This is a genomic window from Bradyrhizobium sp. JHI2711 (assembly GCF_056156565.1).
Genome location: NZ_JBPZPT010000001.1, coordinates 896,687 through 922,455, shown reverse-complemented (window position 1 = coordinate 922,455; position 25,769 = coordinate 896,687). Strand labels below are relative to the sequence as shown.

The following is a 25,769-nucleotide window of genomic DNA, read 5'->3' as shown; positions in this document are numbered from 1 at the left end:
CCGAGCTGTTCGTTATTGCCGCGCAGCGATGATCTCGAGGGCTCGTGCGCCCGGGATCGCTTCGCCGGCGGAGAGCTTCAGGAAATCGCCGGGCTCGCCCGCCAGCGCCTTGTCGAGCAGCGCGGTATAGCGTCGCCGCGAGATCTCGACGGCGCCGAAGCTCTTCAGGTGCTCGGTGACATATTGGGTGTCGAGCAGCTCGAAGCCGCCGTGAATGAGCCGCGCGACCAGATGCACCAGCGCGACCTTCGAGGCATCGCGCACATTGTGGAACATGCTCTCGCCGAAGAAGGCCCGCCCCAGGCTGACGCCGTAGAGACCGCCGACCAGCTCGTCGCCCTGCCAGGCTTCGACGCTGTGGCAATGGCCGAGCTCGAACAGCCCGCCATAGAGGTCGCGGATGCGCTTGTTGATCCAGGTGTCCTCGCGGCCCACTTGCGGCGCCGCGCAGCCGGCGATGGTCGCCTTGAACGCGGTGTTGACGGTGACGCGAAACTGATCCGAGCGCACCGTGCGCGCGAGCCGCGAGGCCACGCGGAAGCCGTCGAGCGGGATGACGCCGCGCAGCTCCGGCTCGACCCAGAACAGGGTCGGATCGTCGGCGCTTTCCGCCATCGGAAAGATGCCGCAGGCATAAGCGCGCAGCAGCACGGCCGGCGTGATTTCAGACGGGGCGGAGTCGCGCGAAGTCATGGCTTGCCATCATAGCAGGATCGCAATGCAGTTGCGATGGGTGCGGCCGGACCGCTCAGCTGGCGGCAGCGGTGCTGGTCTTGCCGACGCTTGCGGGCATGCGGCCGAACTTCAGCACAACCCGGGTTCCGGAATGCGCGGGATCGCGCTCGACCGCGGCGTCGAGCTTGGTGGCCATGGCCGCGACGATGCGCTGGCCCATGCCGGTGGAGCGCGGATCGGCCTTGGCGTTGTCGCCGACGCCGTCGTCGGTGATCGAGAGCAGGAGGTCATCGCCTTGCGAGATCAGCTCGACATGGATCGGGCCGGCGCCGTCGGGGTAGGCGTATTTCACCGCGTTCATCACCAGCTCGTTGACGATGATGCCGACGGCGACCGCACGGTCCGGATCGATCTCGATCGGCTCGGCCTTCAGCGTCAGGCGCGACATGCGGTTGCCTTCGGCCGACCGCCTGAGATCCTCGAGCAGCGAGTCCAGATATTGATTGAGGACCACGCTCTTGAGGTCCTGCGAGGTGTACAGGCGGCGGTGCACCTGCGCCACCGCGGCGACGCGGCCCATCGCGTTGGTCAGCGCCGCCTTGACCTCGTCCTGTGCGGCGGAGCTTGCCTGCAGGTGCAGCAGCGAGGCGATGATCTGGAGCGAGTTGCCGACGCGGTGGTTGACCTCGCGCAGCAGGAGCTCGCGTTCGGCGGCGAGCGCCGCGTAGCGGTCGCGCGAGGCGTGGATCTCGGCCTCGGCTTCCTCGCGCGCCCGTTGCAGCTCGGCCTGGCGCAGCGCGCCTTCGGCCGCGACGTGGAGGAGCGGGATGAAGTCGCCCTGGACGTCCTTGACCAGATAGTCGGCCGCTCCCGCCTTGAGCGCCGTCACCGCAATGCTGGAATCCTGCGAGGCGGTCACGAACACGACGGGCGGCGCGTCCGGGATCGCCATGATCTGCTCGAGCGTCTCGAGCCCGTCGAGGCCCGGCATGTACTGATCGAGCGCGACGACGTCGATGCCGCCTTCGGTGCTGTTCTGGGCGGCGGCGCGGCGGATGTGCTCGAGCCCTTCCTCGCCGCTCGCGGCATGGACGACCCGGAAGCCGCGCCGCGTCAGGCCGCGATCGACCAGGCGCGCCAGCGCCCCGTCGTCGTCAATGTAGAGCAGTGTCGGCGTGCGCTGGTTCATGTGGCGGCGGGCGGGACCTGGATGACCGAGAAGAACAGACCGAGCTGCCGGATGGCGTTGGCGAAATTCTCGTAGTTGACCGGCTTGGTGATGTAGACGTTGCAGCCGAGCTCGTAGCAGCGCTTGATCTCCTGGGAATCGTCGGTGGTGGTCAGCACCACCACGGGCGAGGCCTTCAGGTATTTGTTCTCCTTGATCTGCTTCAGGATGTCGATCCCGGTCATGTCGGGGAGGTTGAGGTCGAGCAGGATCAGGAGCGCGTTGCCCTTCTGCACGAGGCCGGAGCCGTCGGCGCCGAACAGGTGCCGCATGGCGTCGGTCCCGGTGGTGAAGGAGACGATCTCGTTGTTGACGCCCGAGCGGCGGATGTTGCGCTCGATCAGACGGGCATGGCCCTCGTCGTCCTCGACCATGATGATGGTGACAGGCTGGGTCATCGATCTCTGTTCCGGTTGCTCACGTTCCAGGCGATCGGCAGCGTGATCGTGAAGGTGCTGCCCGTGTTGAGTTCCGATGATACCGACATGGTGCCGCCGAGGCGACGCACAAGTGCACGCACATGGGCAAGACCAATGCCCTGGCCGGGCTTGTCCTGGGTTCCCGCGCGGCGGAACAGGTCGAATATCCGCTGGTGGTCCTTGGGATCGATGCCGCGGCCGTTGTCGCTGACCTCGAAGATAGCGTAGCCGAGCTTGGTCCGCCCGCGGATTCTGATCTCGCCGGGCGCGCCGGGCTTGAGATATTTGATGGCATTGTCGATCAGGTTGGAGAAGATCTGCTCGAGGGCGAGACGGTCGCTCACGAGGTCCGGCAGGGGCTCGACGTGAATCTCGGCCTGCGCCTCGGCGGCCTGGTGCGCCAGCGTCGTCACGATGGCCTCGATCAGCTCGCGCGTGTCGATCTTCACCGGCTGGAATTCGCGCCGGCCCTCGCGGGTGAGGTTGAGGATGGCCGAGATCAGCCGGTCCATCTTGGCGATCGACGATTTGATGAAGCCGAGCGCTTCGGAGAAATCCTCCGAGAGCTGCTTGTCGGCGCCCTCGAGCGCGATCTCGCCCGGCGCGGCGGGCGCGAGCGGCGCTCCTTCCGCAGGGGCGTGCGAGAGGCTGCCGATGCGGCGGAAGATGTCGCCGCCGAGCTCATCGAGCTCGCTCGTGAAGCCCATGATGTTGACGAGCGGCGAGCGCAGATCGTGGCTGACGATATAGGCAAAGCGCTGGATCTCATCGTTGGCTTCGCGCAGGTCCGCCGTGCGCTCGTCGACGACGGCCTCGAGATTGAGGTTGGCATCGCGCAGGCGTGCTTCGGCCGCATCGCGCTCGCGTGTCGAACGCCGCACCAGCCAGATCGAGATCAGCGCGAGCACCACAACCAGGCCGGAGCCGATACCGGTCATCGAGGCGGCCAGGGTCTGGCTGCGGTCGGAGTTGGTAGTGCGGAGGCGGAACAGGCGTTCTTCCTCCTGAAGCATTCCCGTCGCGACTTCGGCGATCGCCGCCGTGGTATCGGCGGAGGCCAGTTCGCGCACCAAAGCTGCGGCCTTCTCCGGCTGACCCTGACGGATGAAATCCATCTCCTGCGCGAATTGGCCGAGCCGCGTCTCGATCGCCGAACTCAGCTTTTCGATGCTCTTGCGCTGTTGCGGATTGTCGCCGATCAGGCGTGTGAGCCTGTCGAGCGCTGGCACGATTGCAGCGATGGCCTTGTCGTGGTCTGCCTTGAAATCCGATCTTTGGGTCAGCAGGTAGCCGCGGGCGGTGCTTTCCGCACGCCGGATTTCCAGCAGGAGGGCGTTGATCTGGTTTTCAGCCTCGATGGTGTGAATCACCCATTTGCTGTCTTCGCGCGCCTTGTTGACGAGATAGACGGAGCCGGCGCTGATCGCGGTCAACACAAAAAGGCCCGCTGCGAACAGCAGGATCTGCCAGAACGCGCGCCGTCGCTGGCCTTCAGCCGTCACGACGGTTCACCTGTCTGCAGGCAATCGAGTACAAAATGCCCCCTTGGAACTGGCCCCAACCGTCCAGAACGCGATTGGAGGCAAGGGGTTCCATGAGAGGACGTGATTATCGCGGGGCTGGTTCCACCTTGCCGGCCAGGTACTGCTCCAGCCAGTGGATGTGGTAATCGCCGTTGATGATGTCGGCTTCGCGCACCAGCGCGCGGAACAGCGGCAGCGTGGTCTCGATGCCCTCGACCACCATCTCGTCCAGCGCGCGGCGCAGCCGCATCAGGCATTCGGCGCGGGTCTTGCCGTGCACGATCAGCTTGCCAACGAGGGAGTCGTAGTAGGGCGGGATCGTGTAGCCCTGGTAGACGGCGGAATCGATCCGCACCCCGAGGCCGCCGGGCGGATGATATTGCAGGATCCGGCCGGGCGAGGGGCGGAAGGTCTGCGGATTCTCGGCGTTGATGCGGCACTCGATCGCATGGCCGATGACCTGGACCTCGTCCTGCCTGGCCGGCAGGTCGCCGCCGGCGGCGATGCGGATCTGTTCCAGCACGAGGTCGATGTCGGTGATGCTCTCGGTGACGGGATGCTCCACCTGGATGCGGGTATTCATCTCGATGAAGTAGAACTCGCCGTCCTCGAACAGGAATTCGATGGTGCCGACGCCGAGATATTTCATCTCGCGCATCGCTTTCGCGCAGGTCTCGCCGATCTTGGCGCGCGCGGCGGCGGCGAGCACGGGCGAGGGGCCTTCCTCCCAGACCTTCTGGTGGCGCCGCTGCAGCGAGCAGTCGCGCTCGCCGAGATGGATCGCGCCGCCGCGGCCATCGCCGAGGATCTGGATCTCGATGTGGCGCGGCTTCTGCAGGTATTTTTCCAGATAGACCGAGGCGTCGCCAAAGGCGGATTTGGCCTCGTTGGCCGCCGTCGACAGCGCCAGTTGCAGGTCGGCCTCGCTGTGCGCGACCTTCATGCCGCGGCCGCCGCCGCCCGCCGCCGCCTTCACCAGCACGGGGAAGCCGATCTTCCTGGCGATCGCCATCGCATCGTCGTCGGGACCGACGGCGCCGTCCGAGCCGGGCACCACGGGGATGCCGAGGCGCTTGGCGGTCTTCTTGGCCTCGATCTTGTCGCCCATCAGGCGGATGTGCTCGGCCTTGGGGCCGATGAAGTGCAGATTGTGCTCGGCGAGGATTTCGGCAAAGCGCGCGTTCTCGGAGAGGAAGCCGTAACCGGGATGCACGGCATCGGCGCCGGTGATCTCGCACGCCGCGAGCAGGGCGGGCACGTTGAGATAGCTGTCCTTGGACGCCGGCGGCCCGATGCAGACGCTCTCGTCCGACAGCCGCACATGCATGGCATCGGCGTCGGCGGTGGAGTGCACGGCGACGGTGGCGATCCCGAGCTCCTTGCAGGCCCTGAGGATGCGAAGGGCGATCTCGCCGCGGTTGGCTATGAGGATCTTGTCGAACATGTTGTCCTGCAGCGAATGGCGAGTGGCGAATGGCGAGTAGGGAAGGCTGACGCCATTCGCTATTCGCTATTCCCCATTCGCGTCACTCAATGATCACCAGCGGCTCGCCGTACTCGACCGGCTGGCCGTCCTCGACCAGGATCTGCGTCACCGTGCCGGCGCGCGGCGAGGGGATCTGGTTCATCGTCTTCATGGCTTCGATGATCAGCAGGGTCTGGCCGACCGAGACCTTGGTGCCGACGTCGATGAACGGCTTTGCGCCCGGCTCCGGCGCCCAATAGGCCGTGCCGACCATCGGCGAGGTCACGGCGCCGGGATGCTTCGACAGATCGGCCGCGGCAGGGGCCGCGGGGCTTGCTGCCAGCGGCAGGGCGGCCGGAGGAGCCGTCACCTGCATCGGCATGGTCGCGGCAACGCTGATGTTGCGGGCAACGCGCAGGCGCAGACCCGCTCGCTCGATCTCGATCTCGGTGAGGCTGGTCTCATCGAGCAGAAGTGCCAGCTCGCGGACGAGCGCGGAATCCTCGCTGGAAAACTTTGCGGCTGCTTTGTCGTCTGGCTGGCGCGCCATGTTGTTTGATCCGAATGTTCTGTTGGAAGGGAGCGTCAGGCGTTGGGCTTGATGCCGAGCTTGGCGGCAAGGCCCTGGATGGCGAGGCGGTAGCCCTCGATGCCGAAACCGCAGAGCGAGGCGAAAGCCGCGCGCGCGGTGTAGGAATGGTGACGAAAGCTCTCGCGGGCGTGGATGTTGGTCACGTGCACCTCGACCGTCGGAAGCTGCACCGCGAGCAGCGCATCGTGCAGTGCGATCGAGGTGTGGGAATAGCCGCCGGCATTGATGATGATGCCCTTCATCTTGCGCCGATGCGCCTCGTGGATGAAATCGATCAGCTCGCCTTCGCGGTTGGACTGCCGGCAGTCCGCCTTCAGGCCGAACGTCGCGGCCGTGTCCCGGCACAGCGCCTCGACGTCGGCCAGCGTCGCATGGCCATACTTGTCGGGCTCGCGGGTCCCCAGCATGTTGAGGTTCGGCCCGTTCAGGACGAGGATCGTGTCGGTTGCAGGTTCGGCCATTCCAATCCCGGAAGAGGTGCTTCGGCGTGGCGGGGGTTATAGGTAACAAAGCGCGTGAGGGGAAGCCTTGAAGGGCCTTGAGGTTGGGTTCAAGCACCTCATCCAGTGCGCAAAAACCTGTGCGGAAACCACGGAAATTGCTTGTTAACCAGTCCGAAGCATGGCTGCCGGGCGCATGCAAAGGGGCGGGCATCGCTGCCCGCCCCTGAGATTGCCCGTGTCCGCCTTAGACGTTCAGCACAGCCACGATCTCGTAGGTGTCCGGATCGATGATGACGATCTCTTCCCGGACCAGGACATACTTGTAGCTCCGCCATTCCGGATAGATCGACACGACCCGAGACGGCAGGGCGTGAAGGGTGATGCCCTCCCGCGGAATGCGGGTGCCGACCGAGATCGAGAAGTTCACGTTGGTCACCGGGGCGACGCGCTGCTCGCGGATCACGGACGTGATCTGCGTGCGCTGCTCAGTCGAAAGCTTGGCAGCGGCGCCGGCCTGGCCGACCGTGGTCGAGCTCTGGCCCTGCGCGTTTTGGGTCGAGCTAGTGCCAGTCTGACCCTGCACGTTCTGGTTGGTGCTGGTGCCGGTCTGGCCCTGAGCATTCTGGTTGGTGCTCGTGCCGGTGCCCTGTCGGGTCTCGGTGGTCGAGGTGCCGCTCTTGCTGCCCTCAGCCTTCATGTCCTTCTGGTCCTTAGCACCGGACTTGCTGGTGTCCTGGCTCATGCTCTTGGACTTGTCCTGCTGGGACTTGTCCATCTGGCCCTGCGCGCGATCATCGGTGCGCTGGCCCTTGGTGGTACCAGACTTGTCCTCGGCCGCGTTCTTGTTCATCGCGCCGCCCGAGGGGCGCTCGTCCTTCATCGCGCCGGACTTGTCTTCGGACTTCATCGTCCCGGAGCCGCCGGCCTGGCCAACGGTCCCCTTGTCCTGGCTCATCGAGCCACCGCGCTCAGCCGCGCCGCCGGAAGGCTGCGAATGCTGCATCTGCGCGCCACCGGCGCCGCCGCCGCTGTCGCGGCCCATATTGCCCTGCGCGTTCGCGAGGCCAGTGCCCGCGACGAGCGCGACTGCGGCAACCGAAATCATAAAGCGGTTCAACATCGAAATTCTCCTCACGTGTTCATTCGCGTCATTGCCCGCGCCGACAACGAAAGGGGATTTGAGTTGTTCCGGAACTTCGACTGTTCCGCGGCTTTTGTTTGTTGAACGCCAGATGAATGACTTTGCACGAAGGCGCCAACGTTCAGCGCAAGAAAAAAGGCCGGCATGTCTGCCGGCCTTTTTGTGTTCTCGCTATCGTAAAACTGTGATCAGCAGGTCGCCTTGCCGCAACGGGCAATGCCGATCTTCTCCTTCAGGCTTTCAACACCGACGGCACCGATCACGATCTGCTTGCCGATCACGTAGCTCGGCGTACCGTTCATGCCCATCGCTTCGGCAAGCTTGAAATTCTCCTCGAGGGTGGCGCGCACCTCGGGGCTGGCGATGTCCTTCTCGATGCGAGCCGTGTCGAGACCGGCTTCCTTGGCGGCTTGCATCGCGCGGGCCTTGTCGGCGGCGCCGCGGCCGCTGAGCAGCTTCTGATGGAAGTCGAGATATTTCTTGCCGGAGGGATCTTGCATGCGCACGGCGACCCCGACCTGCGCCGCTTCCACCGAGCCCTGGCTCAGCACCGGAAATTCCTTCAGCACCACCTTCAGCTTCGGATCGCTCTTCATGATGGTCAGCATGTCGTCCATCGCGCGCTTGCAATAGCCGCAATTGTAGTCGAAGAACTCGACGAAGGTGACGTCGCCGTCCCTGTTGCCGAGCACGACCTGGCGTGGCGAGTTGAAGATCGCCTCGGCGTTCTGCGCGATGCTGGCTTGGTGCTTCTGCGTTTCGGCCGCGGCCTGGCGCTTGCTGAGCTCGGCCATGGCCTCCTCGAGCACCTCGGGATGGCTGACGAGATAGTTCTTGATGATCTTCTCGATCTCGGTGCGCTGGCTGTCGGAGAAACTGTCGGCCGAGGCGGGCACGGCTGCGCCGAACATGGCGAGCGCGAACAGGGCAGGAGCGAGCAGGCGCAGCGAAGGCATAGTCAAATCCTCTTATCCAAAGCAGGTTTCGAGAAACGTCCCGGCGGATTCAAGCACGGTGTCGTGACGTCGTGGTCGGGCGTCGTTCGAGTTTGCGTCAGTTGCGCGGCGGCTTCGCCGCAACGATGTCGTCGGCCTTGACCCATCCGGGGGTGCCGACGGCGAAACGTGTTTTCGCGCGCGTGGCAAGCTCGCGGGCGGTTTTGTTGTCGCCGCGCAAATATGCGGCCTGGGCCGAGGCGAGATCTGCCTCCGCATAATCTCCCTTCCGGCCATAGGCCATCGCGAGCTGGGTATAACCGAGCGCCGCCTCCGGCTCCCGGGCCACCGCGGCGCGGAGAATCCGAACGGCATCGTCGGTGTAGGCCTTATTATCGGTTCCGACCAGAGCCTGCCCAAGTAACATCTCGATGAGGGGGGCGTTGTTCGAGAGGGCGACGGCCTTGCGCAAGGGAGCGATCGCTTCGGCCGCCTTGCCGCTTTCCAGGAGCGCCTGGCCGCGCACCTCGTAGAAATACGGGTTGTTCGGCTGCACCTGGATCAGCGCGTCGATCTGGGCGAGCGCGCTGCGCAGATCACCGTGCAGATAGGTGCTGATGGCGCGGGCATAGCGCGCCGGCAGGCTGTCGTTGGTCTGGGGATAGCGGCGGTAAACCGTCTCCGGCCGCTCCATGAAGGCGGAAATCTTGGCGCGGACCATGTCATGCCGAAGCTGGAGCGCGGGATCGTCCTTCTTGTTCCAGTAGGGGCTGGAGCTTGCGAACTCCTGTAGTGCGGCGACGCGCTCGGCCGGCATCGGATGCGACTGCAGATAGGGATCGGCGCCGCGCGCGGCGAACAGGCTCTCGCTGGTGAAGCGCTTGAACGTCTCGTACATGCCCTTGGGCGATTGCTGGGTCGCAGCCAGGAATTTCACGCCGGCGCGGTCGGCATTCTCCTCCTGCTGGCGCTGGTAGGACAGCAGCGTGCGGCGGATCACCTCCTGCGGAGCGGCGATGGCGGCCGCGCCAGCATTGGCGAGCCCGTTATTGCCTGCGCTGCTGCGCTGGGTGCTGCCGGCCGCAATCGCGCCGGCGCCGAGCAGCATCGCGATGATCATCTGGGTCTGGGCGGCGGAGAGCTGCTCGCGCAGCTTGGACAGATGGCCGCCGGCCAGATGTCCGGTCTCGTGCGCGAGCACGCCGATGATCTGGTTCGGCGTCTCCGATTGCAGGATCGCGCCCCAATTGACGAAGATGCGGCGACCATCCGCGACGAAGGCGTTGAACGAGCCGTCGTTGATGATCACCATCTGGATGTTGTGCTTCTCCAGACCCGCAACGCGCAGGATCGGACGCGTGTATTCGCGGAGCAGCTGCTCGGTCTCGGTGTCGCGCAGGACCGGCGGCCCCTTGGCCTGCGCGCGCGCGGCCGTGAACGGCGTCAGCGCGATCGCCGTGGCCGTGACGAGGGCGGTGAGGGCGGAGGCCTTCTTGCGCAATGCGATCTGGAGCGACATCAAGCGGTCTTGGTCAAAAGGGGCTTGGTCAAGTGGTCTTGGTCAAGCAGTTCAGTGATTGGTTTTGGCGATTGGCGGCGGACCGGATACGCGATATGCCCTTGTGAGCGGTGCCCTTATGAGCCGTACAATGCGGCCAGTCTGGGGCACAAGCGCCCCGTTTACGGACCGGACGGACCGGTTCGCCAGCCAATAGCAGAAATCGATGCACGACGCGACATTGAGGAACCGGTTGGGGCAGTGGCTCGAGCCCTCCCGCCGCAGCGATGTTCCCCCGTTCATGGTGATGGACGTCATGGCCGCGGCGGCCCGAATCGAGGCCGCCGGCGGTCATGTGATCCACATGGAGGTCGGCCAGCCCGCGGCCGGCGCGCCCAGGACCGCGATCGCGGCCGCCCATGCGGCGCTCGAGGCCGGACGAATCGACTATACGTCCGCGCTCGGCATCCCTTCCTTGCGCGCGCGCATCGCGCGCCATTATCGCGACGCCTATGGCTGCGATGTCAGCCCCGAGCGGATCGTGGTGACGACGGGCTCGTCGGGCGGCTTCATCTTGGCCTTTCTGTCGATGTTCGAACCTGGCGATCGTGTCGCCGTGACGGTGCCGGGCTATCCGCCGTATCGACACATCCTGACCGCGCTCGGCTGCGAGCCGGTGCTGATCGAGACCACGAACGAAACGCGTCACGCGCTCACCGGCGAGGCCCTGCTCGCAGCGCATCGCAAGGCGCCGCTGAAGGGTGTTCTGGTCGGCAGCCCCGCCAATCCGACGGGCACGATGATGTCCCGTGAAGCGCTCGCCGGCCTGATCGCGGCCGCGGAAGATGCCGGCATCCGCTTCATCTCCGATGAGATCTATCACGGGCTCGATTACGCGTTTCCGGCCGTGACTGCGGCCGCGCTGTCCGAGCACGCGCTCGTGATCAATTCGTTCTCGAAGTATTTTTGTATGACCGGTTGGCGCGTCGGCTGGATGGTGGTGCCCGAGATCCTTGTGCGGCCGATCGAGCGGCTGCAGCAGAACCTCTCGATCTCGGTGCCGGCGCTGTCGCAGATCGCGGCGGAGGCCGCCTTCGACGGCGCGGCCGAGATGGAGGAGATCAAGCACGGCTACCAGGAAAACCGGCGCGTCCTGATCGATGGTTTGCCCAAGGCGGGACTGACGAAATTCCTGCCGGCCGACGGCGCCTTCTATCTCTATGCAGACGTCTCGGACTTCACCGCCGACAGTTTCGAATTCGCAAAGCAGATGCTGGAGCAGGCGCGCGTGGCGGCAACGCCCGGCCTTGATTTCGATCCCATCCATGGCCGCTCGTTCATTCGTTTCTCCTATGCGCGCTCGCCAGGGGAGATGCGTGAGGCAGTTGACCGGATTGCTGAGTGGCTTAAATAACTGCGCCCGTTTTCTTCAGCCTTCCGGAGTTCAGCTTGTCAGACCGTTCCGTCCCGTCCGCCGCTACGCCACATTCTTCTCTCGCCGCATTGATGTGGCCGACGCGACCGGGCGAAGCCGTCGGCGCGCTGCGTGCCGTCGTGCTGGTCGCGCTCGGCACGGCGTTGATGGCGCTGTCGGCCAAGGTGAATCTGCCGCTGCCTTACGTGCCCATGACGTTGCAGACGTTGGTGGTGCTGATGATCGGCGCCGCCTATGGCTGGCGCCTCGGCAGCGCGACCATGATCGCTTACCTCGCCGAGGGCGCGATCGGGCTTCCGGTGTTCGCCGGTCCCGTGGGTGGGATCGCGCCGCTGGTCGGCCCGACCGCGGGCTATCTGTTCGGTTTCGTTGTGGCCGCGTTCGCGACCGGTTGGCTCGCCGAGCGCGGCTGGGATCGCAGCGTCATGCTGCTGTTTGCGGCGATGGCTGTTGGGCACATCGTCATTCTCGCGACCGGATTCGGCTGGCTGGCATTCGGCCTTGGTCTCGGCGCCACCAAGGCCTGGCAGGTCGGCATCGTGCCGTTCATCGCGGCCTCGCTGGTCAAGAATGCGCTCGGCGCGACCCTGATGCCGGCGGCGCGCCGGATTGTCGAGCGTCGGGGATAGGACGCGCTCGCTAAAATCGCTCGGGCCGGTACGGCGTGGGATCGACCGCGGGCGTTTCGCCGCTCATCATTTCCGCGAGCAGGCGCCCGGTCGCAGGTCCCAGCGTAAAACCCTGGTGGCCATGGCCGAAATTCATCCAGAGGCCGGGGTGGCGCGGGGCGGGGCCGAGCACCGGCAGCATGTCGGGCGTGCAGGGCCGCGTGCCGAACCACGGATCCGGCTCGACCCGTTTGCCGAGGTCGATCAGCTCGCGCGCCGAGGCTTCGGCGCTGGCGAGCTGCACTGGTGTTGCGAGTGCGTCCGCGCCGGTCAATTCGGCGCCGGTGGTGATGCGGATTCCCCTGGCCATCGGCCCCATGGCGTAGCCACGGGCCTTGTCGACCAGCGGCAGGTCGAGCGAAGCGCCGCCGCTGTAATGCATGTGGTAGCCGCGCTTGCGCACCAGCGGGATGCGATAGCCGAATTTGTACAATAAATCAGGCGACCACGGCCCGAGCGTCACGACGGCGTGGGCAGCGTCGATGCGGCCCTGATCGGTGTCCACCGACCAGCCAGTCGCGGTCTGTCGCAGCGACTGCGCATCACCGAGCACGATCCTGCCGCCGAGGCGCGCGAACAACTCGGCATAGGCCGTGACCAGCGCGCCGGGATCGGACACGGTCCAGGTGTCGAGCCAGTGGATCGCTCCCGGGAGATCATCGCGCAGGATCGGCTCGGCCCTGGCAAGCTCGCTGCCCGACAGCACGCGGTAGTTCACGCCGAATTCGCGCTGATCTTCCTCGGCAGCCTTGACCGAGAGATCCAACGAAGCGGCATCGCGAAACAGCGCTCGGTAGCCGGCGCGGCGGATGAGATTGTCGGCATGCGCCTCGCGGATCAGGGTGTCGTGCTCGGCCGTTGCGTAGGCGATCAGCCGTGCCCACGCCTCGATCGCCTCGCGATGTCGCTTCGGCGCCGAATGCCACCAATAGCGGAGCAGGGGCTCGATGTGGAGATGCAGCGAGGAGAGGCTGTAGCGCACGTCGTTGGTGCGGCCGGTCGCGATCTTCAAAAGCGAAGCGAGGTCGCGCGGCATCGGATAGGGGCGTACCGCTTCGGCCTGGATCATCCCGGCATTGCCGTAGCTGGTCTCGCGGCCCGGCTCCCTGCGATCGATCAGCGTCACCCACCAGCCGCGCCGCTGCAGATGCAGCGCGGCGCCGACGCCCACCATGCCGCCGCCGAGAATGATCGCGCTTTGCATCGTAACTGACCTCATCAAATCAAAACCGCCCGGTTGGGCCGGGCGGTTTCAATTCCATTTGTGCCTTTACTCGCCGCCGCCGAAACGGCGTGACCACCAGCCGGCACGACGTGGGGCGGCCGGGGTTTCGCTTGCCGCCTCCGCTGCGGGCTCAGGTGCCGGCGAGGGTGCGGCAACCGGCTCGATCGCCTCCGCCGCCGGCGTTGCGGGCTCCGCCTGGCTGTTCGCCAGGAAGCTCACCTTTTCGCGCACGGTGGAGCGGCGCCGCGCGGACCTGTCGCCGGCTGGCTCTTCGTCCGGCGTTGCGGTCGTCGCGGTGGGAGCGGGCTCCGGCTGGGCCGGCGCCTCGGTCCGGATCTCGGCGTGCGGCTCAGGCTCCGCTACTTGCGGCTCGCCGGTCGGCTCGGCCTGCGCGATCGAGGGCGAAGCCTGGCTGCCGAGGCCGTCGAAATCGGCCACTGCATCGGCAGCTTCCGGCGGCGGGTTGGTGCCGAGCTCGTCGCTGATGGAGCCGGCAAGACCTTCCTCGCCGCCACCGCGACGGCGGCGACCGCCGCGGCGACCACGCCGGCGCCGGCGATCACCGCTGCCCTGCTGTTCGCCACGGGCCGCCTGTTCCTCGCCTTCCTCACCGTCCTGCTCGGCCTCGGTCTCCTCCTCGCTTTCGCCGGCGATCATCGCGGGCTCAGGCACGGTCGGCGCCGTATCCTCGCGCAACTCTCCTTCGCGCTGGCCGCCGCGGCCGCGCCGGCGTCGACGGCGCTTGCGGCGCTGGCCGTCCTGCTCCGAGGCTGCCTCGCCGCCAGCCTGCTCGTCGGCAAGGCCTTCGGTCTCGTCGGTTTCGACCTCGGATTCCGTCTCCAGGTCGAAGACGTCCTCGTCGTCATAGGCCTCTTCGGCTGGTGGCGGCGGGCTCGCAGCGGCTTGCGCAACGAGCAGCGCCTTGGCGGCTTCGAGCGTATGCACCTGCTCGCCGCGGTCGATCACATAGGCCTGCGGGCCGCTGACGCTCGCGTCGGCGATCACCGACAGCGTGACCTTGAAGCCGTTCTCGAGATCGCGCAGATGGCCGCGCTTGTGGTTCAGCACATAAAGCGCGACGTCGGTGCGGGTGCGGACGACGAGATTGTGGGTCGCGCCCTTCATCAGGATCTCTTCGAGGCCGCGCAGGAGCTGTAGCGCCACCGAGGACACCGAGCGGACGTGGCCGGTGCCGCCGCAATGCGGGCAAGGATCGGTCGAGGATTCCAGCACGCTGGCGCGGATGCGCTGGCGCGACATCTCGAGCAGGCCGAAATGCGAGATGCGGCCGACCTGGATGCGCGCGCGATCCTGCCTGAGGCAATCGGACAGCTTGCGCTCGACCGCGCGGTTGTTGCGCTTCTCGTCCATGTCGATGAAATCGATGACGATCAGGCCGGCGAGGTCGCGTAACCGGAGCTGGCGGGCGACCTCTTCAGCCGCTTCCATGTTGGTCTTGAGCGCGGTGTCCTCGATATGGTGCTCGCGCGTCGATCGTCCCGAGTTGACGTCGATCGAGACCAGCGCCTCGGTCTGGTTGATGACGATGTAGCCGCCGGAGCGCAGCTGCACGGTCGGCGAGAACATCGCATCGAGCTGGCTCTCGACGCCCATGCGCGAGAACAGCGGCTGGCCGTCGCGATATTGCTTCACCGCGCCGACATTGGCGGGCATCAGCATCTTCATGAAGTCGCGGGCCTCGCGGTGGCCGGCTTCGCCGGCGACCAGGATCTCGTCGATCTCCTTGTTGTAGAGGTCGCGCAGCGAGCGCTTGATCAGCGAGCCTTCCTCGTAGACGAGGGTTGGGGCCTGCGATTTCAGCGTGAGGTCGCGCACCGTCTCCCACATCCGGATCAGATATTCGAAGTCGCGCTTGATCTCGGGCTTGGTCCGGGCGGCGCCCGCGGTGCGCAGGATGATGCCCATGCCCTCGGGCACGTCGAGGTCCTGCACCACTTCCTTCAGGCGCGAGCGGTCCTGCGCGCTGGTGATCTTGCGGCTGATGCCGCCGCCGCGTGCGGTGTTCGGCATCAGGACGGCGTAGCGGCCGGCGAGCGAGAGGTAGGTCGTCAGCGCCGCGCCCTTGTTGCCGCGCTCTTCCTTGACGACCTGAACCAGCATCACCTGGCGGCGCTTGATGACTTCCTGGATCTTGTACTGGCGGCGCGGGCGGAAGGTGCGCTCCGGCACTTCCTCCAGCACGTCGTCGCCGCCGACGGATTCGACGACTTCCTCTTCGGCATCCTCGCCGTCCTCGTCCTCGTCATCCTCTTCGGCTGCTTCCCCGGCGTCCGCATGCGGGGCTTCAGTGCCTTCGCCGGCGGCGTAGATGGCCTCGGCCGGCTCGGCGGCCGATGTCACGGCTTCGGCCAGAGGCTCCGCCTGCGCTTCCGCGGCATGAGCTTCTGGAGCGGGAACGTCGAAGGTTGACGCCGGCTGCGGCTCGGCAGCGGTCTCGACCGCGGGCTCGGCGCCGACCGCCGCGACAGGCGCGGGCGTCTCGTCGGCGTGATCATGATCGTGATGATCGCGCTCGTCCTCGCGGCCGTGGGCATCATCGTGAGCGTGATCGTGCTCGTCATCGCGGGCATGACGATGTTCGTCATGATCATGGTCACCATGATCGGGATCGTGGCCTTCGTGCTCGCCATGATGCTCCGTATCGGCGTGCAGATGCTCGCCCTCGGCATGCTCGGGCAGCGCGGCGCCTTCGACCGGCTGGGCGGCGGGATCGGCGCCGGCTTCGAGACCTTCGACGATGTCGCTGCGCACGCGCTCGCCATGACCGCGGCGGCGGGCGTTGCGATGCCGCGAGCGGCGACGGCCGTGCGAGCGGTTCTCGCTTTCTTCCTCGGCCTCGCGATGGGCCTGTTCCTCGGCCTCGATCAGCGCCTGCCGGTCGGCGACCGGGATCTGGTAATAGTCGGGATGGATTTCGCTGAAGGCGAGAAAGCCGTGGCGATTGCCGCCATATTCGACGAAAGCAGCCTGGAGCGAGGGTTCGACCCTTGTGACCTTGGCGAGGTAGATATTCCCGCGCAGTTGCTTGCGTTGCGCGGTCTCGAAATCAAACTCTTCGACGCGATTGCCGCGGACCACGACGACCCGGGTCTCCTCCGGGTGGGTGGCATCGATCAACATCTTGTTGGGCATGTCTTAACTCTTGGCGGCGGCGGACGCGATAAGCCGTGGGCGCGTATCGCGCCGGCGGGTGACGCGACGGTCCACCTGATTCGGGGGTGAGGGGAAGGCCGAAACGCCGTCTCTCGCGCCTTGCCGAACCGGAAGCTTCAGGACCATTGCGACGCACGGGATTGTCACTCCGCAGCGTCGCGAATGCTCCTTCAGATTTCGTCGGCACAGTCTGGCGCATCAAGCGTCGGCCCGTATGAAACACTGGGCGGCGAGGCCGCCCTTCAATCAGTTGCTGCTGGCCAGGCACGGCGCGAGCGCGCTCGCCTTGGGGATCACGAACCGCCCCCTTGGGGTCAAGGGACCGGGTAATGGGTTACGCCGCTGTCAGAACCGTCCCGGCAACATGAGTGGTAGCCCGAGACCGTCCGCCGCCGGGGCTTGACCCGCTCCACCTCGCTGCCGCGCACCGCGCTGGTCATAGAGGGAAGTGGAAAACGCTGGAATTCTCAAACCTTGAGAGTTCCGGCGCTGCACCGGGAGGCTGAATGCGACACAACCGGAAATATCGGCCGTCAGCATTCCGTACATACGAGGAATGAGCCATCCGTGCAAGGGAGCGTCGCACGGCGGTCACAGTCGGCGAGTTTCGCGTTTCCGTCATTAAGGATCGATTAACCCTGTGGTTCTATTGCGTTAAGAGAGCTGCTCGGAGGCACGGAATCGGTGGCGAGCCGCACAAATCGACGGATTTTGCTGGGAGGCGTGTTGCTGTGCACTGCGGCATTGCCCTGTGCCGATTCCGCGCGCCTGATCGCCGCCGAGAGCCGGCTGCAACCTGCTGCCGTTGCGGCGAATTTTCCGGTCGCCTCGGCCGCCCGCCTGGCCGGCGACGGCAAGCAGACCCGCTTCATCCTCGACCTCGACCAGACCGTCACCTTCCGCGCCGTCACGCTGGCCGACCCTTACCGCGTGGTGGTGGACGTGCCGCAGGTCAATTTTCAGCTGCCCGCCGGGACCGGAAGTGGGGGGCGGGGGCTGGTCAAGGCCTTCCGCTACGGGCTCGTCATGCCCGGCGGCTCTCGAATCGTGTTCGACCTGACCGGACCGGCGAAGATCGCCAAATCATACGTGCTGGAGGCGGCCAACGGCCAACCGGCCCGGCTGGTGCTCGAGCTGGAGGAGGTCGACCGCACCGCCTTCGTGTCGTCACGTGCCCCCGAAAACCGTCCCGAGCTGCGGCCCGCGATCGCTGAAGCGCCGCCCGCCACGGTTCCCAGTGCCGCGGCCCCGGATGGCGCGCAGCAGAAGGCCGATACTCGACCGGTGGTGGTGATCGATCCCGGCCACGGCGGCATCGACAACGGGACGCAGTCGAGCGGCGAGAGCGAGAAAAACCTGGTGCTGGCCTTTGGCCTGGCGCTCCGCGACAAGCTGGAAAAAGCCGGCAAGTACCGCGTGGTCATGACGCGGGACGACGACACCTTCGTTCCGCTCAATGACCGCACCAAGATCGCCCGCAATCTCAAGGCGGCCTTGTTCGTCTCGATCCACGCCGATGCGCTGCCGCGGGCGGAAGGGGATGCGCAGGGCGCGACCATCTATACGCTCTCCGACAAGGCGTCCGACGCCGAGGCCCAGCGGCTGGCGGATGCGGAGAACCGCGCCGATGCGATCGCCGGCTTCAACCTCGCGGAGGAGCCGACCGACGTCGCCGACATCCTGATCGACCTCACGCAGCGGGAAACCCGCACCTTTTCAAACCGTTTCGCCCGCCATTTGATGAGCGAAATGAAGCAGACGGTGCGGATGCACAAGCATCCCCTGAAATCCGCCGGCTTCCGGGTTCTGAAGGCGCCCGACGTGCCATCGGTGCTGGTCGAGATCGGCTACGTCTCCAACAAGGGCGATCTCGAGCAGCTGGTCTCCGAGGGCTGGCGCTCCCGCGCCGTGGGCTCGATGGCCCAGGCGATCGATGGATTTTTGACCAAGCGGATGGCCACGGCGGGGACGTCGAACTGAGCCGGTTTGTTCCTCCCGGCCCAAAGGCCCTAGTTTGGCCACAGCGGACGCTTTATAGAAACCGGTAGAGGGTTCCGGAATCGGCGAGAACCTGTTCGGCAAGCGTCTTAAGTCCGGCCTCGATGTGATTGCGTAAGCCGGTGAATTCGCGGCGTGAGGTTGGTGCCGTTTTGTGTGCCAAAGGGCTGATACTGGGCTGATCCAGAGTTTGAACGGATAAACAGATAATGCGCTTGCTGGTGCGGTTCATGGGCTTCCTGTTCGCCGCGGGAACAGTGGTGTTCCTTGTTGGCGTCGGGGCCGTGGCAGGCCTGATCTGGCATTTCTCCAAGGACTTGCCGGACTACTCTCAGCTTCAGGATTACGAGCCGCCGGTGATGACGCGTGTGCACGCGGTCGACGGTTCGCTGGTCGGCGAATACGCCAAGGAGCGGCGGCTGTATCTGCCGATCCAGGCGGTGCCGAAGCTCGTGATCAACGCGTTCCTCGCGGCCGAGGACAAGAATTTCTACGAGCATGGCGGCATCGACTACACCGGCATGGCGCGCGCAGGCCTGCTCTATCTGCAGAACTACGGCTCCAACCGCCGTCCGCAGGGTGCGTCCACGATCACGCAGCAGGTCGCCAAGAACTTCCTGCTCACCAACGAGGTCTCCTTCTCCCGCAAGATCAAGGAAGCCTTGCTGGCGATGCGCATCGAGAAGACCTATTCGAAGGACAAGATCCTCGAACTGTATCTCAACGAGATCTATCTCGGCCTCGGCGCCTACGGCATCGCGGCGGCCTCGCTGGTCTATTTCGACAAGTCGGTGAACGAGCTGACAGTGGCGGAAGCGTCCTATCTGGCGGCGCTGCCGAAGATGCCGGCGACGCTGCATCCGGTCCGCAACCGCGACCGCGCCATCGAGCGCCGCAATTACGTGATCGACCGTCTCGTGGAAAACGGCTGGATCAAGCAGGCCGACGCCGACAAGTCGCGCAAGGAGCCGCTCGCCGTCACCAGCCGTTCCAACGGCGCCCACACCTTTGCCGGCGAATATTTCGCCGAGGAAGTCCGCCGCGACATTTTCGAGCGCTACGGCGAGAAGAAGCTCTACGAGGGTGGCCTGTCGGTTCGCACCACGCTCGATCCGAAGATTCAGGTCATGGCGCGCAAGGCCATGGTCGCCGGCCTCGTGAACTATGACGAGCAGCAGGGCTATCGCGGCGCCATCAGCAAGCTCGACATTTCGGGCGACTGGGGCGTGAAGCTCGCCGAGATCAAGTCGCTGTCCGACATCTCGCCTTGGCGCATGGCGGTGGTGTTGGAGACCAGCGATCAGTCGGCACGGATCGGCTTTCAGCCTGGCCGCGAGCTCGGCGGCGCGGTGAGCAAGCAGCGCGAGACCGGCATCGTCACGGTCGACGGCGTGCGCTGGGCGCGGGCGCTGCAGGGCGGCACGAGAGGCAAGACGCCGACAGCGGTGTCGCAGGTGCTCCAGCCCGGCGACGTCATCTATGCCGATCCCCTCTATAAGGACGGCCACCCCGTCGAGGGCCAGTACCGGCTTCGCCAGATTCCGGAAGTCTCCGGCGCGATGGTGGCGATGGATCCCTGGACCGGCCGCGTGCTCGCGATGGTCGGCGGTTTCTCGTTCGACCAGAGCCAGTTCAATCGCGCCACGCAGGCCTACCGGCAGCCCGGTTCGTCGTTCAAGCCGATCGTCTATTCGGCCGCGCTCGACAACGGCTACACGCCCTCGACCGTCGTGCTCGACGCGCCCATCGAGATCGACCAGGGGCAGGGCGCCGGCGTGTGGCGACCTGAAAACTTCTCCTCGGGCAAATTCCAGGGACCGGTGACGCTGCGCAATGCGCTGCGGCAATCGCTCAACACCGTGACGGTGCGCCTCGCGCAGGACATCGGCATGCCCCTGATCGGCGAATATTCCCGCCGCTTCGGCGTCTATGACGAACTGCCGAACTATCTCTCCTACGCGCTCGGCGCCGGCGAGACGACGGCGATGCGCATGGTCACGGCGTACTCGATGCTCGCCAATGGCGGCCGCCGCGTGAAGCCGACGCTGATCGACCGCATCCAGGATCGTTACGGCCGAACCATCTTCAAGCACGACCAGCGCGAATGCCGCGGCTGCGACGCGCCGGGCGGCTGGAAGAATCAGCCTGAGCCGCAACTGATCGACCGCCGCGAGCAGGTGCTGGATTCCATGACCGCCTATCAGATCACCGAGCTGATGGAGGGCGTGGTGCAGTCCGGTACGGCCACGGTGATCAAGGAGGTCGGCAAGCCCGTCGCCGGCAAGACCGGTACCACCAACGAGGCCAAGGACGCCTGGTTCGTCGGCTTCTCGCCGGACATCGCCGTCGCAGTTTACATGGGCTACGACAAGCCGCGTCCGCTCGGCAAGGGCAATGCCGCGACCGGCGGTCATCTCGCCGCTCCGATCGTGCGCGACTTCCTCAAGCTCGCGCTCGCCGACAAGCCCGCTGTTCCGTTCAAGGTGCCGGCCGGCATCAAGCTCGTGCGCGTCGTCGCCAAGACCGGCATGCGTGCCGGCCCGGGCGAGACCGGCGGAACCATCCTCGAAGCCTTCAAGCCGGGCACGGCGCCGCCGGACAATTATTCGGTCATCGGCGTTGCCGAGGCCGACGGGCGCGGCATGCCGGTGCAGCAGCAGCAGCCGGATTCCGGCTTCCTCTTCCGGCCGGGCACTGGCGGGTTGTGGTAGGCCGCGGATAAGGCCGGCGATCACGGTTTGGGCGGTTGCGCTTTGCAGCCGCCGCCGCTACATCCCCTCTCGAACTGCACGCGGGATTCCGCAAGACAGAGAACAACATGCGCGCCGAAATCGAACGGTTGGTAGAAGAGATCAAGCAGTCAGTCGGGCTGCTGAGGAGGCATCTTTGACGTCGAGAAATCGGCGGCGCGCCTCGCTGAGCTGAACAAGCTCGCAGAAGATCCCAATCTCTGGAACGACCCTCAGAAAGCCCAGAAGCTGATGCAGGAGCGCACCTCGCTTGAGGATGCGCTCTCAGGCATCGGCAAGGTCGAGCAGGAGCTCGAAGACGACATCGGCATGATCGAGCTCGGCGAGGCCGAGGGCGATGACGGCGTCGTCGCCGAAGCCGAAGCTGCGCTGAAGAACCTCAAGAAGGAAGTGGCGCGGCGCGAGCTCGAGGCACTGCTCTCGGGCGAAGCCGACCGCTTCGATTCCTATCTCGAAGTCCATGCCGGCGCCGGCGGCACCGAGAGCCAGGACTGGGCGCAGATGCTCCTGCGCATGTACACGCGCTGGGCCGAAACCCACGGCTTCAAGGTCGAGTATCTCGAAGAGTCCGAGGGCGAAGAGGCCGGCATCAAGTCGGCGACCATCCAGGTCTCCGGTCACAACGCCTACGGCTGGCTGAAGACTGAAGCCGGCGTGCATCGGCTGGTGCGCATCTCGCCATTCGATTCCAACGCGCGGCGGCACACCTCGTTCTCGAGCGTGCAGGTGTTCCCCGTCATCGACGACAGCATCAAGATCGACATCAAGGAATCCGACGTCCGCGTCGACACGATGCGATCGGGCGGTGCCGGCGGCCAGCACGTCAACAAGACCGAATCCGCGGTGCGCCTGACGCATATCCCGACCGGCGTCGCCGTGGTCTGCCAGGCCGGCCGCTCCCAGCACAAGAACCGGGCGCAGGCCTGGGACATGCTGCGCGCGCGTCTGTACGAGATCGAGCTGAAGAAGCGCGAGGAGAAAGCCGCCGCCGACCAGGCCGCCAAGACCGATATCGGCTGGGGCCACCAGATCCGCTCCTACGTGCTGCAGCCCTATCAGATGGTGAAGGATTTGCGCACGGGCGTGCAGACTTCCGACACATCGGGCGTGCTCAATGGCGAGCTCGACGAGTTCATGGCCGCGACCTTGGCGCAGCGCGCCTTCGGCACCACCGCCGGCGACGTCGAGGACGTGGACTAGCCATGTCCCGAATCGCCTTCATCGGGCTTGGGCGGATGGGCCATGGCATGGCCGGCCGCTATCTCGATGCCGGCTTCACGGTAACGATCTGGAATCGCAGCAAGGCAAAGGCCGAGGACCTGATCGCGCGCGGCGCGATTTGGGCGACCTCGCCGGAGGATGCCGCGATCGATGCCGACGCGGTCGTGACCATGGTCGCCGACGACGAGGCCTCGCGCGCGGTCTGGCTCGGGCCTGACGGCGCCGCCAAGACGGCGAAGGCCGGCACCATCGCGATCGAATGCTCCACCGTCTCCTATGACCATTCCCGTGAGATGGGCCGCGAGCTCAACGCGCGCGGGCTGATCTATATCGACTGCCCGGTGACGGGATTGCCGGACGCGGCGGCGGCCGGGAAGTTGACGCTCTTGGTTGGCGCCGACGCGGCCGATCTCGAGCGCGCGCGGCCCTATCTGACGCCGATCGGCTCGACCATCCGCCATTTCGGCGCGGTCGGCTCCGGCACGGTCTACAAGCTGATCAACAATCTCATGGGCGCGATCCAGATCGCCGGCCTCGCCGAGGGCCTTGCGATTGCCGAGCAGGCCGGGCTCGACATGAACCTGGTGCTGGAATCGATCCAGGCAGGCGTCGCGGCAAGCCCGCAGGTAGCGCGTCACTCCAAGCGCATGGTCGCCCGCGATTTCAGCGGCGCGACCTTCACCGCAGCGCTGCGGCACAAGGATGCCGCCTACGCCGTGAAGCTCGCCGAGAGCCTGCTCGCGGGCAAGCCGCTGGTCGCGCGCGCCGCGGTCGAGGCGTACGCGCAGGCGAAAGCGGTGATGCCGGACGATGATGAAGGCAGGATGATCGAGCTGGTGTCGCGGCCGATGAAGCCATCCTAGTCAAACCGCGCTAACCGGTGCCCCTCAGTCACTCCATTCGCGCCGAGCATCGGTTTGTAAACCGGGACCTCGTCAGAAATCGGGTGGCGACATTGATCGCACCGTTCTAGGCCATGGGGCTGAGGTAAGACCCCATGCCCGACAATGACCACCGGATCGATGCACGCGACTGGTCGTTGCTCGCTCTGCTCTCGATCCTCTGGGGCGGCTCGTTCTTCTTCAACGGCGCAGCCTTGCGGGAATTGCCGCCGCTCACACTGGTGTTTTTGCGCGTCGCGCTCGGCGCTGCAATGCTGCTGCCGCTGCTGCGCGCACATGGCATCGGCTTTCCCAGGAGCTGGACGGGCTGGGCGCCGTTCATTGCGATCGGGCTGCTCAACAACGTCGTCCCGTTTTCGCTGATCGCGATCGGCCAAACTTTCATTCCGAGTGGGCTGGCCTCGATCCTGAACGCGACCACGCCGATGTTCACGGTGGCCGTGATGATTGCAGCGGGCCAGGAGGCCTTGCAGATGCGCCGCCTGGCCGGGGTGGCGTTGGGCTTTGTCGGCGTGATCCTGCTGCGCGGATGGGGCTTCGAGACCAGGCCGGGACAGGGGCTCGGCATTCTGCTCTGCCTCGGCGGGGCACTGAGCTACGGCTTTGCGGCGCTGGCGGCGCGGCGATTGCTGCAGGACGCAGCACCGCTGGGGACGGCGACGTTTCAATTGATGGCATCCACGGTGATGATAGCGGTTGTCGCCGGCGTCGTGGAGCAGCCTTGGCAGTTACCGATGCCGAGCCTCACGACCTGGCTCGCCGTGCTCGGCCTCGCCGCGCTGTCGACGGCGCTCGCCTACATCGTCTTCTTTCAGATCGTGCGGCGCTCGGGCGCGAGCAACGTCATGCTGGTGACGCTGCTCATTCCGGTCACCGCCATCCTGCTGGGCTGGCTGGTGCTGGGTGAGCCGATCTCCGGCCGCGAGATCGCCGGCTCGATCGTCATCGCCAGCGCGCTGCTGGTGATCGACGGGCGTGCATTCAGCTTACTGCGCAAGCTCTCGGCCGCCATCTCTGGCTCTCGGGAAGCTCTGCGCTGCGAAACTGAAAAGCGCGGGCCTAACCCGCGCTGAGCCGCACGCCGGCGCGCAGGAATTTCTGTGGATCGACCGCTTCACCTTCGATGCGGGTCTCATAATGCAGGTGCGGACCGGTGGAGCGGCCGGTCGAGCCGACGAGGCCGATGACCTGGCCGATCTTCACGATCTCGCCGACCCTGACGTTGATCTCGGAGAGATGGCCGTAGCGGGTCGAAAGCCCGTTGCCGTGGTCGACCTCGACCATGCGGCCGTAGCCGCCGGACCATCCGGCGGAAACCACCTTGCCGTAGGCGGTGACGCGGACGGGATCACCGCTGGCGGCGCGGAAATCAAGGCCGGTGTGCATCGCGGGCCGACCCAGGAAAGGATCGCTGCGCACGCCAAAGCCCGAGGTGAACTCGACCTCGCCAATGACTGGCTTGCGATACGGCACCAACGCCAGCGTGCGGTTGAGACGGTCCATCTCGGCGCGCGTGGTGTGGATGCGGTGGAGCTGCTTCTCGAACGGTCCGGCATTCGCCGTCAACTTGACGGGGACGAACGGTCCGCCCATCGCACTGCGCGGCACGGCGGCTTCGAGATGGGCAAGGTTCAGGCCGAGGTCGCTGACCACGCTGCGCATCCGGCGCATGCGCGAATCCATGCTTTCCTCGACCGCGTTGAGCGTCGCCATCTGGCGCCGCTCGACCTGATCAAGCGAGGTCGTGAGCCGGACCAGCACGTTGTCGAAACCGCGGTTCTTGGCGAACTGGCTGGTCGGCGTTGCCGCAACGCTCGGCGCGCGCGATTCGAGGCGCGCTTCGCGATCCGGTGGCGCCACGAAGATCACGGTGTCGCTGATGGGCGACGGTTTTGGCGTGGTCGGGCTTGCATCGCTGCGCTGCGGAGCGGCGCGGGGAATCGAGCCGGTCACGTCGGGCATGGCGCCGAGCGCCGTGGCCCGGGACTCGAGCGCCGTCTGGCGCTTCATGATCTGATCGAGCTTTTGGTCGAACTGCTCCTGGTCGAGCAATTGACGGCTGGTGGTGCGATCGATCTTGGCGCGCAGCTCGGCGATGCGGTCCTCATAGGCGTATTGCATCTCGGCCTGGCGGGCGATCAGCCGGGTCAGGACGTCGTCACGGAACGCGAAATAGGTGGCGGTGGCGGCCGACCACAGCCCGAGCAGCACCACGGTGCCGACCACGATCCAGAACACCACGGGTCCGAAGCGGACCTGCTTGCCGGCATGCACGATGGTGTAGGCATCGTCGGTGGCGGGCAGGGGAATCGCGGTTACCGCCGCCGGGGCACCCAGAGGGCGCCGGAAGGCGCGTCCGTGATCGTGAGGATGATGTTGGGGGTACTGCGAGTATTGGGCAGAACTTTTCGACATCGGCACTCCCGCGCCGGTCGGATGGGTTCCTTGCGGCTCAATTGCCGCCGCAATCTGGGCCG

General features: G+C 65.9%; 20 protein-coding genes. 7 read left to right on the top strand and 13 right to left on the bottom strand.

Annotated elements, in window-relative coordinates:
- Nucleotides 1-12: 12 nt before the first annotated feature.
- The 10 genes from aat to ACTEK7_RS04345 form a co-directional block, all read right to left on the bottom strand.
- Nucleotides 13-693: a leucyl/phenylalanyl-tRNA--protein transferase gene (aat, locus tag ACTEK7_RS04390; protein WP_225125575.1), complete on the bottom strand. Its 681-nt coding sequence runs from the start codon at nucleotides 691-693 to the stop codon at nucleotides 13-15.
- Between the two features lie 55 nt (nucleotides 694-748).
- Nucleotides 749-1,864 (bottom strand): sensor histidine kinase, encoded by a 1,116-nt coding sequence (locus tag ACTEK7_RS04385; protein ID WP_225113972.1) that lies wholly within the window; start codon nucleotides 1,862-1,864, stop codon nucleotides 749-751.
- Nucleotides 1,861-2,301, bottom strand: a complete 441-nt coding sequence (locus ACTEK7_RS04380; RefSeq protein ID WP_036000093.1) for a response regulator — start codon at nucleotides 2,299-2,301, stop codon at nucleotides 1,861-1,863. Before ACTEK7_RS04380 ends, ACTEK7_RS04385 begins: the two co-directional genes overlap by 4 nt.
- On the bottom strand, nucleotides 2,298-3,824 hold the full coding sequence (locus ACTEK7_RS04375) for a sensor histidine kinase (RefSeq protein ID WP_225146727.1): 1,527 nt from the start codon (nucleotides 3,822-3,824) through the stop codon (nucleotides 2,298-2,300). Before ACTEK7_RS04375 ends, ACTEK7_RS04380 begins: the two co-directional genes overlap by 4 nt.
- Before the next feature lie 106 nt (nucleotides 3,825-3,930).
- Nucleotides 3,931-5,289: an acetyl-CoA carboxylase biotin carboxylase subunit gene (accC, locus tag ACTEK7_RS04370; protein ID WP_057029059.1), complete on the bottom strand. Its 1,359-nt coding sequence runs from the start codon at nucleotides 5,287-5,289 to the stop codon at nucleotides 3,931-3,933.
- An 82-nt stretch (nucleotides 5,290-5,371) separates the two neighbouring features.
- Nucleotides 5,372-5,860, bottom strand: coding sequence for an acetyl-CoA carboxylase biotin carboxyl carrier protein (gene accB, locus ACTEK7_RS04365; RefSeq protein WP_036000059.1), 489 nt, complete (start codon nucleotides 5,858-5,860; stop codon nucleotides 5,372-5,374).
- 35 nt (nucleotides 5,861-5,895) lie between these two features.
- Nucleotides 5,896-6,363 (bottom strand): type II 3-dehydroquinate dehydratase, encoded by a 468-nt coding sequence (aroQ, locus tag ACTEK7_RS04360; RefSeq protein WP_225146728.1) that lies wholly within the window; start codon nucleotides 6,361-6,363, stop codon nucleotides 5,896-5,898.
- Between the two features lie 226 nt (nucleotides 6,364-6,589).
- The gene (locus ACTEK7_RS04355; protein ID WP_225146729.1) at nucleotides 6,590-7,465 is read right to left on the bottom strand and encodes a DUF1236 domain-containing protein; all 876 of its coding nucleotides are present in this window, start codon (nucleotides 7,463-7,465) and stop codon (nucleotides 6,590-6,592) included.
- A gap of 209 nt (nucleotides 7,466-7,674) precedes the next feature.
- The gene (locus ACTEK7_RS04350) at nucleotides 7,675-8,442 is read right to left on the bottom strand and encodes a DsbA family protein (RefSeq protein ID WP_225146730.1); all 768 of its coding nucleotides are present in this window, start codon (nucleotides 8,440-8,442) and stop codon (nucleotides 7,675-7,677) included.
- 97 nt (nucleotides 8,443-8,539) lie between these two features.
- Nucleotides 8,540-9,940, bottom strand: a complete 1,401-nt coding sequence (locus ACTEK7_RS04345; RefSeq protein WP_225146731.1) for a M48 family metalloprotease — start codon at nucleotides 9,938-9,940, stop codon at nucleotides 8,540-8,542.
- Nucleotides 9,941-10,145: 205 nt separating this feature from the next.
- On the opposite strand from ACTEK7_RS04345, the gene ACTEK7_RS04340 reads away from it, so the two are divergent.
- Together ACTEK7_RS04340 and ACTEK7_RS04335 are read left to right on the top strand one after the other, a co-directional pair.
- Nucleotides 10,146-11,333 (top strand): pyridoxal phosphate-dependent aminotransferase, encoded by a 1,188-nt coding sequence (locus ACTEK7_RS04340; protein WP_036033636.1) that lies wholly within the window; start codon nucleotides 10,146-10,148, stop codon nucleotides 11,331-11,333.
- Nucleotides 11,334-11,425: 92 nt separating this feature from the next.
- The gene (locus tag ACTEK7_RS04335; protein WP_225146790.1) at nucleotides 11,426-11,983 is read left to right on the top strand and encodes a biotin transporter BioY; all 558 of its coding nucleotides are present in this window, start codon (nucleotides 11,426-11,428) and stop codon (nucleotides 11,981-11,983) included.
- A 10-nt stretch (nucleotides 11,984-11,993) separates the two neighbouring features.
- Here the strand turns inward: ACTEK7_RS04335 and ACTEK7_RS04330 are convergent, their stop codons facing one another.
- Together ACTEK7_RS04330 and ACTEK7_RS04325 are read right to left on the bottom strand one after the other, a co-directional pair.
- The gene (locus ACTEK7_RS04330; protein WP_225146732.1) at nucleotides 11,994-13,226 is read right to left on the bottom strand and encodes an NAD(P)/FAD-dependent oxidoreductase; all 1,233 of its coding nucleotides are present in this window, start codon (nucleotides 13,224-13,226) and stop codon (nucleotides 11,994-11,996) included.
- Between the two features lie 66 nt (nucleotides 13,227-13,292).
- The gene (locus tag ACTEK7_RS04325) at nucleotides 13,293-16,400 is read right to left on the bottom strand and encodes an Rne/Rng family ribonuclease (protein WP_225146733.1); all 3,108 of its coding nucleotides are present in this window, start codon (nucleotides 16,398-16,400) and stop codon (nucleotides 13,293-13,295) included.
- 705 nt (nucleotides 16,401-17,105) lie between these two features.
- On the opposite strand from ACTEK7_RS04325, the gene ACTEK7_RS04320 reads away from it, so the two are divergent.
- The 5 genes from ACTEK7_RS04320 (at nucleotide 17,106) to ACTEK7_RS04300 (ending at nucleotide 24,365) form a co-directional block, all read left to right on the top strand.
- The gene (locus ACTEK7_RS04320) at nucleotides 17,106-18,401 is read left to right on the top strand and encodes an N-acetylmuramoyl-L-alanine amidase (RefSeq protein WP_225125561.1); all 1,296 of its coding nucleotides are present in this window, start codon (nucleotides 17,106-17,108) and stop codon (nucleotides 18,399-18,401) included.
- A 227-nt stretch (nucleotides 18,402-18,628) separates the two neighbouring features.
- Nucleotides 18,629-21,130: a penicillin-binding protein 1A gene (locus ACTEK7_RS04315; protein WP_225146734.1), complete on the top strand. Its 2,502-nt coding sequence runs from the start codon at nucleotides 18,629-18,631 to the stop codon at nucleotides 21,128-21,130.
- Between the two features lie 107 nt (nucleotides 21,131-21,237).
- Nucleotides 21,238-22,369 (top strand): peptide chain release factor 2 gene (prfB, locus tag ACTEK7_RS04310; RefSeq protein ID WP_225146735.1). Its coding sequence is split into 2 segments (ribosomal slippage): nucleotides 21,238-21,306 and nucleotides 21,308-22,369, totalling 1,131 coding nucleotides; the frame shifts between segments, so codons are not numbered across the junction.
- A gap of 2 nt (nucleotides 22,370-22,371) precedes the next feature.
- Nucleotides 22,372-23,253 carry an NAD(P)-dependent oxidoreductase gene (locus tag ACTEK7_RS04305; protein WP_225146736.1) on the top strand — a complete coding sequence of 294 codons (882 nt, stop codon included), beginning with the start codon at nucleotides 22,372-22,374 and terminating at the stop codon, nucleotides 23,251-23,253.
- 134 nt (nucleotides 23,254-23,387) lie between these two features.
- Nucleotides 23,388-24,365 carry a DMT family transporter gene (locus ACTEK7_RS04300; protein WP_225146737.1) on the top strand — a complete coding sequence of 326 codons (978 nt, stop codon included), beginning with the start codon at nucleotides 23,388-23,390 and terminating at the stop codon, nucleotides 24,363-24,365.
- On the opposite strand, the gene ACTEK7_RS04295 is transcribed toward ACTEK7_RS04300, so the two are convergent.
- Nucleotides 24,352-25,707, bottom strand: coding sequence for a M23 family metallopeptidase (locus ACTEK7_RS04295; RefSeq protein ID WP_197424455.1), 1,356 nt, complete (start codon nucleotides 25,705-25,707; stop codon nucleotides 24,352-24,354). The genes ACTEK7_RS04300 and ACTEK7_RS04295 overlap by 14 nt on opposite strands.
- Nucleotides 25,708-25,769: the final 62 nt, after the last annotated feature.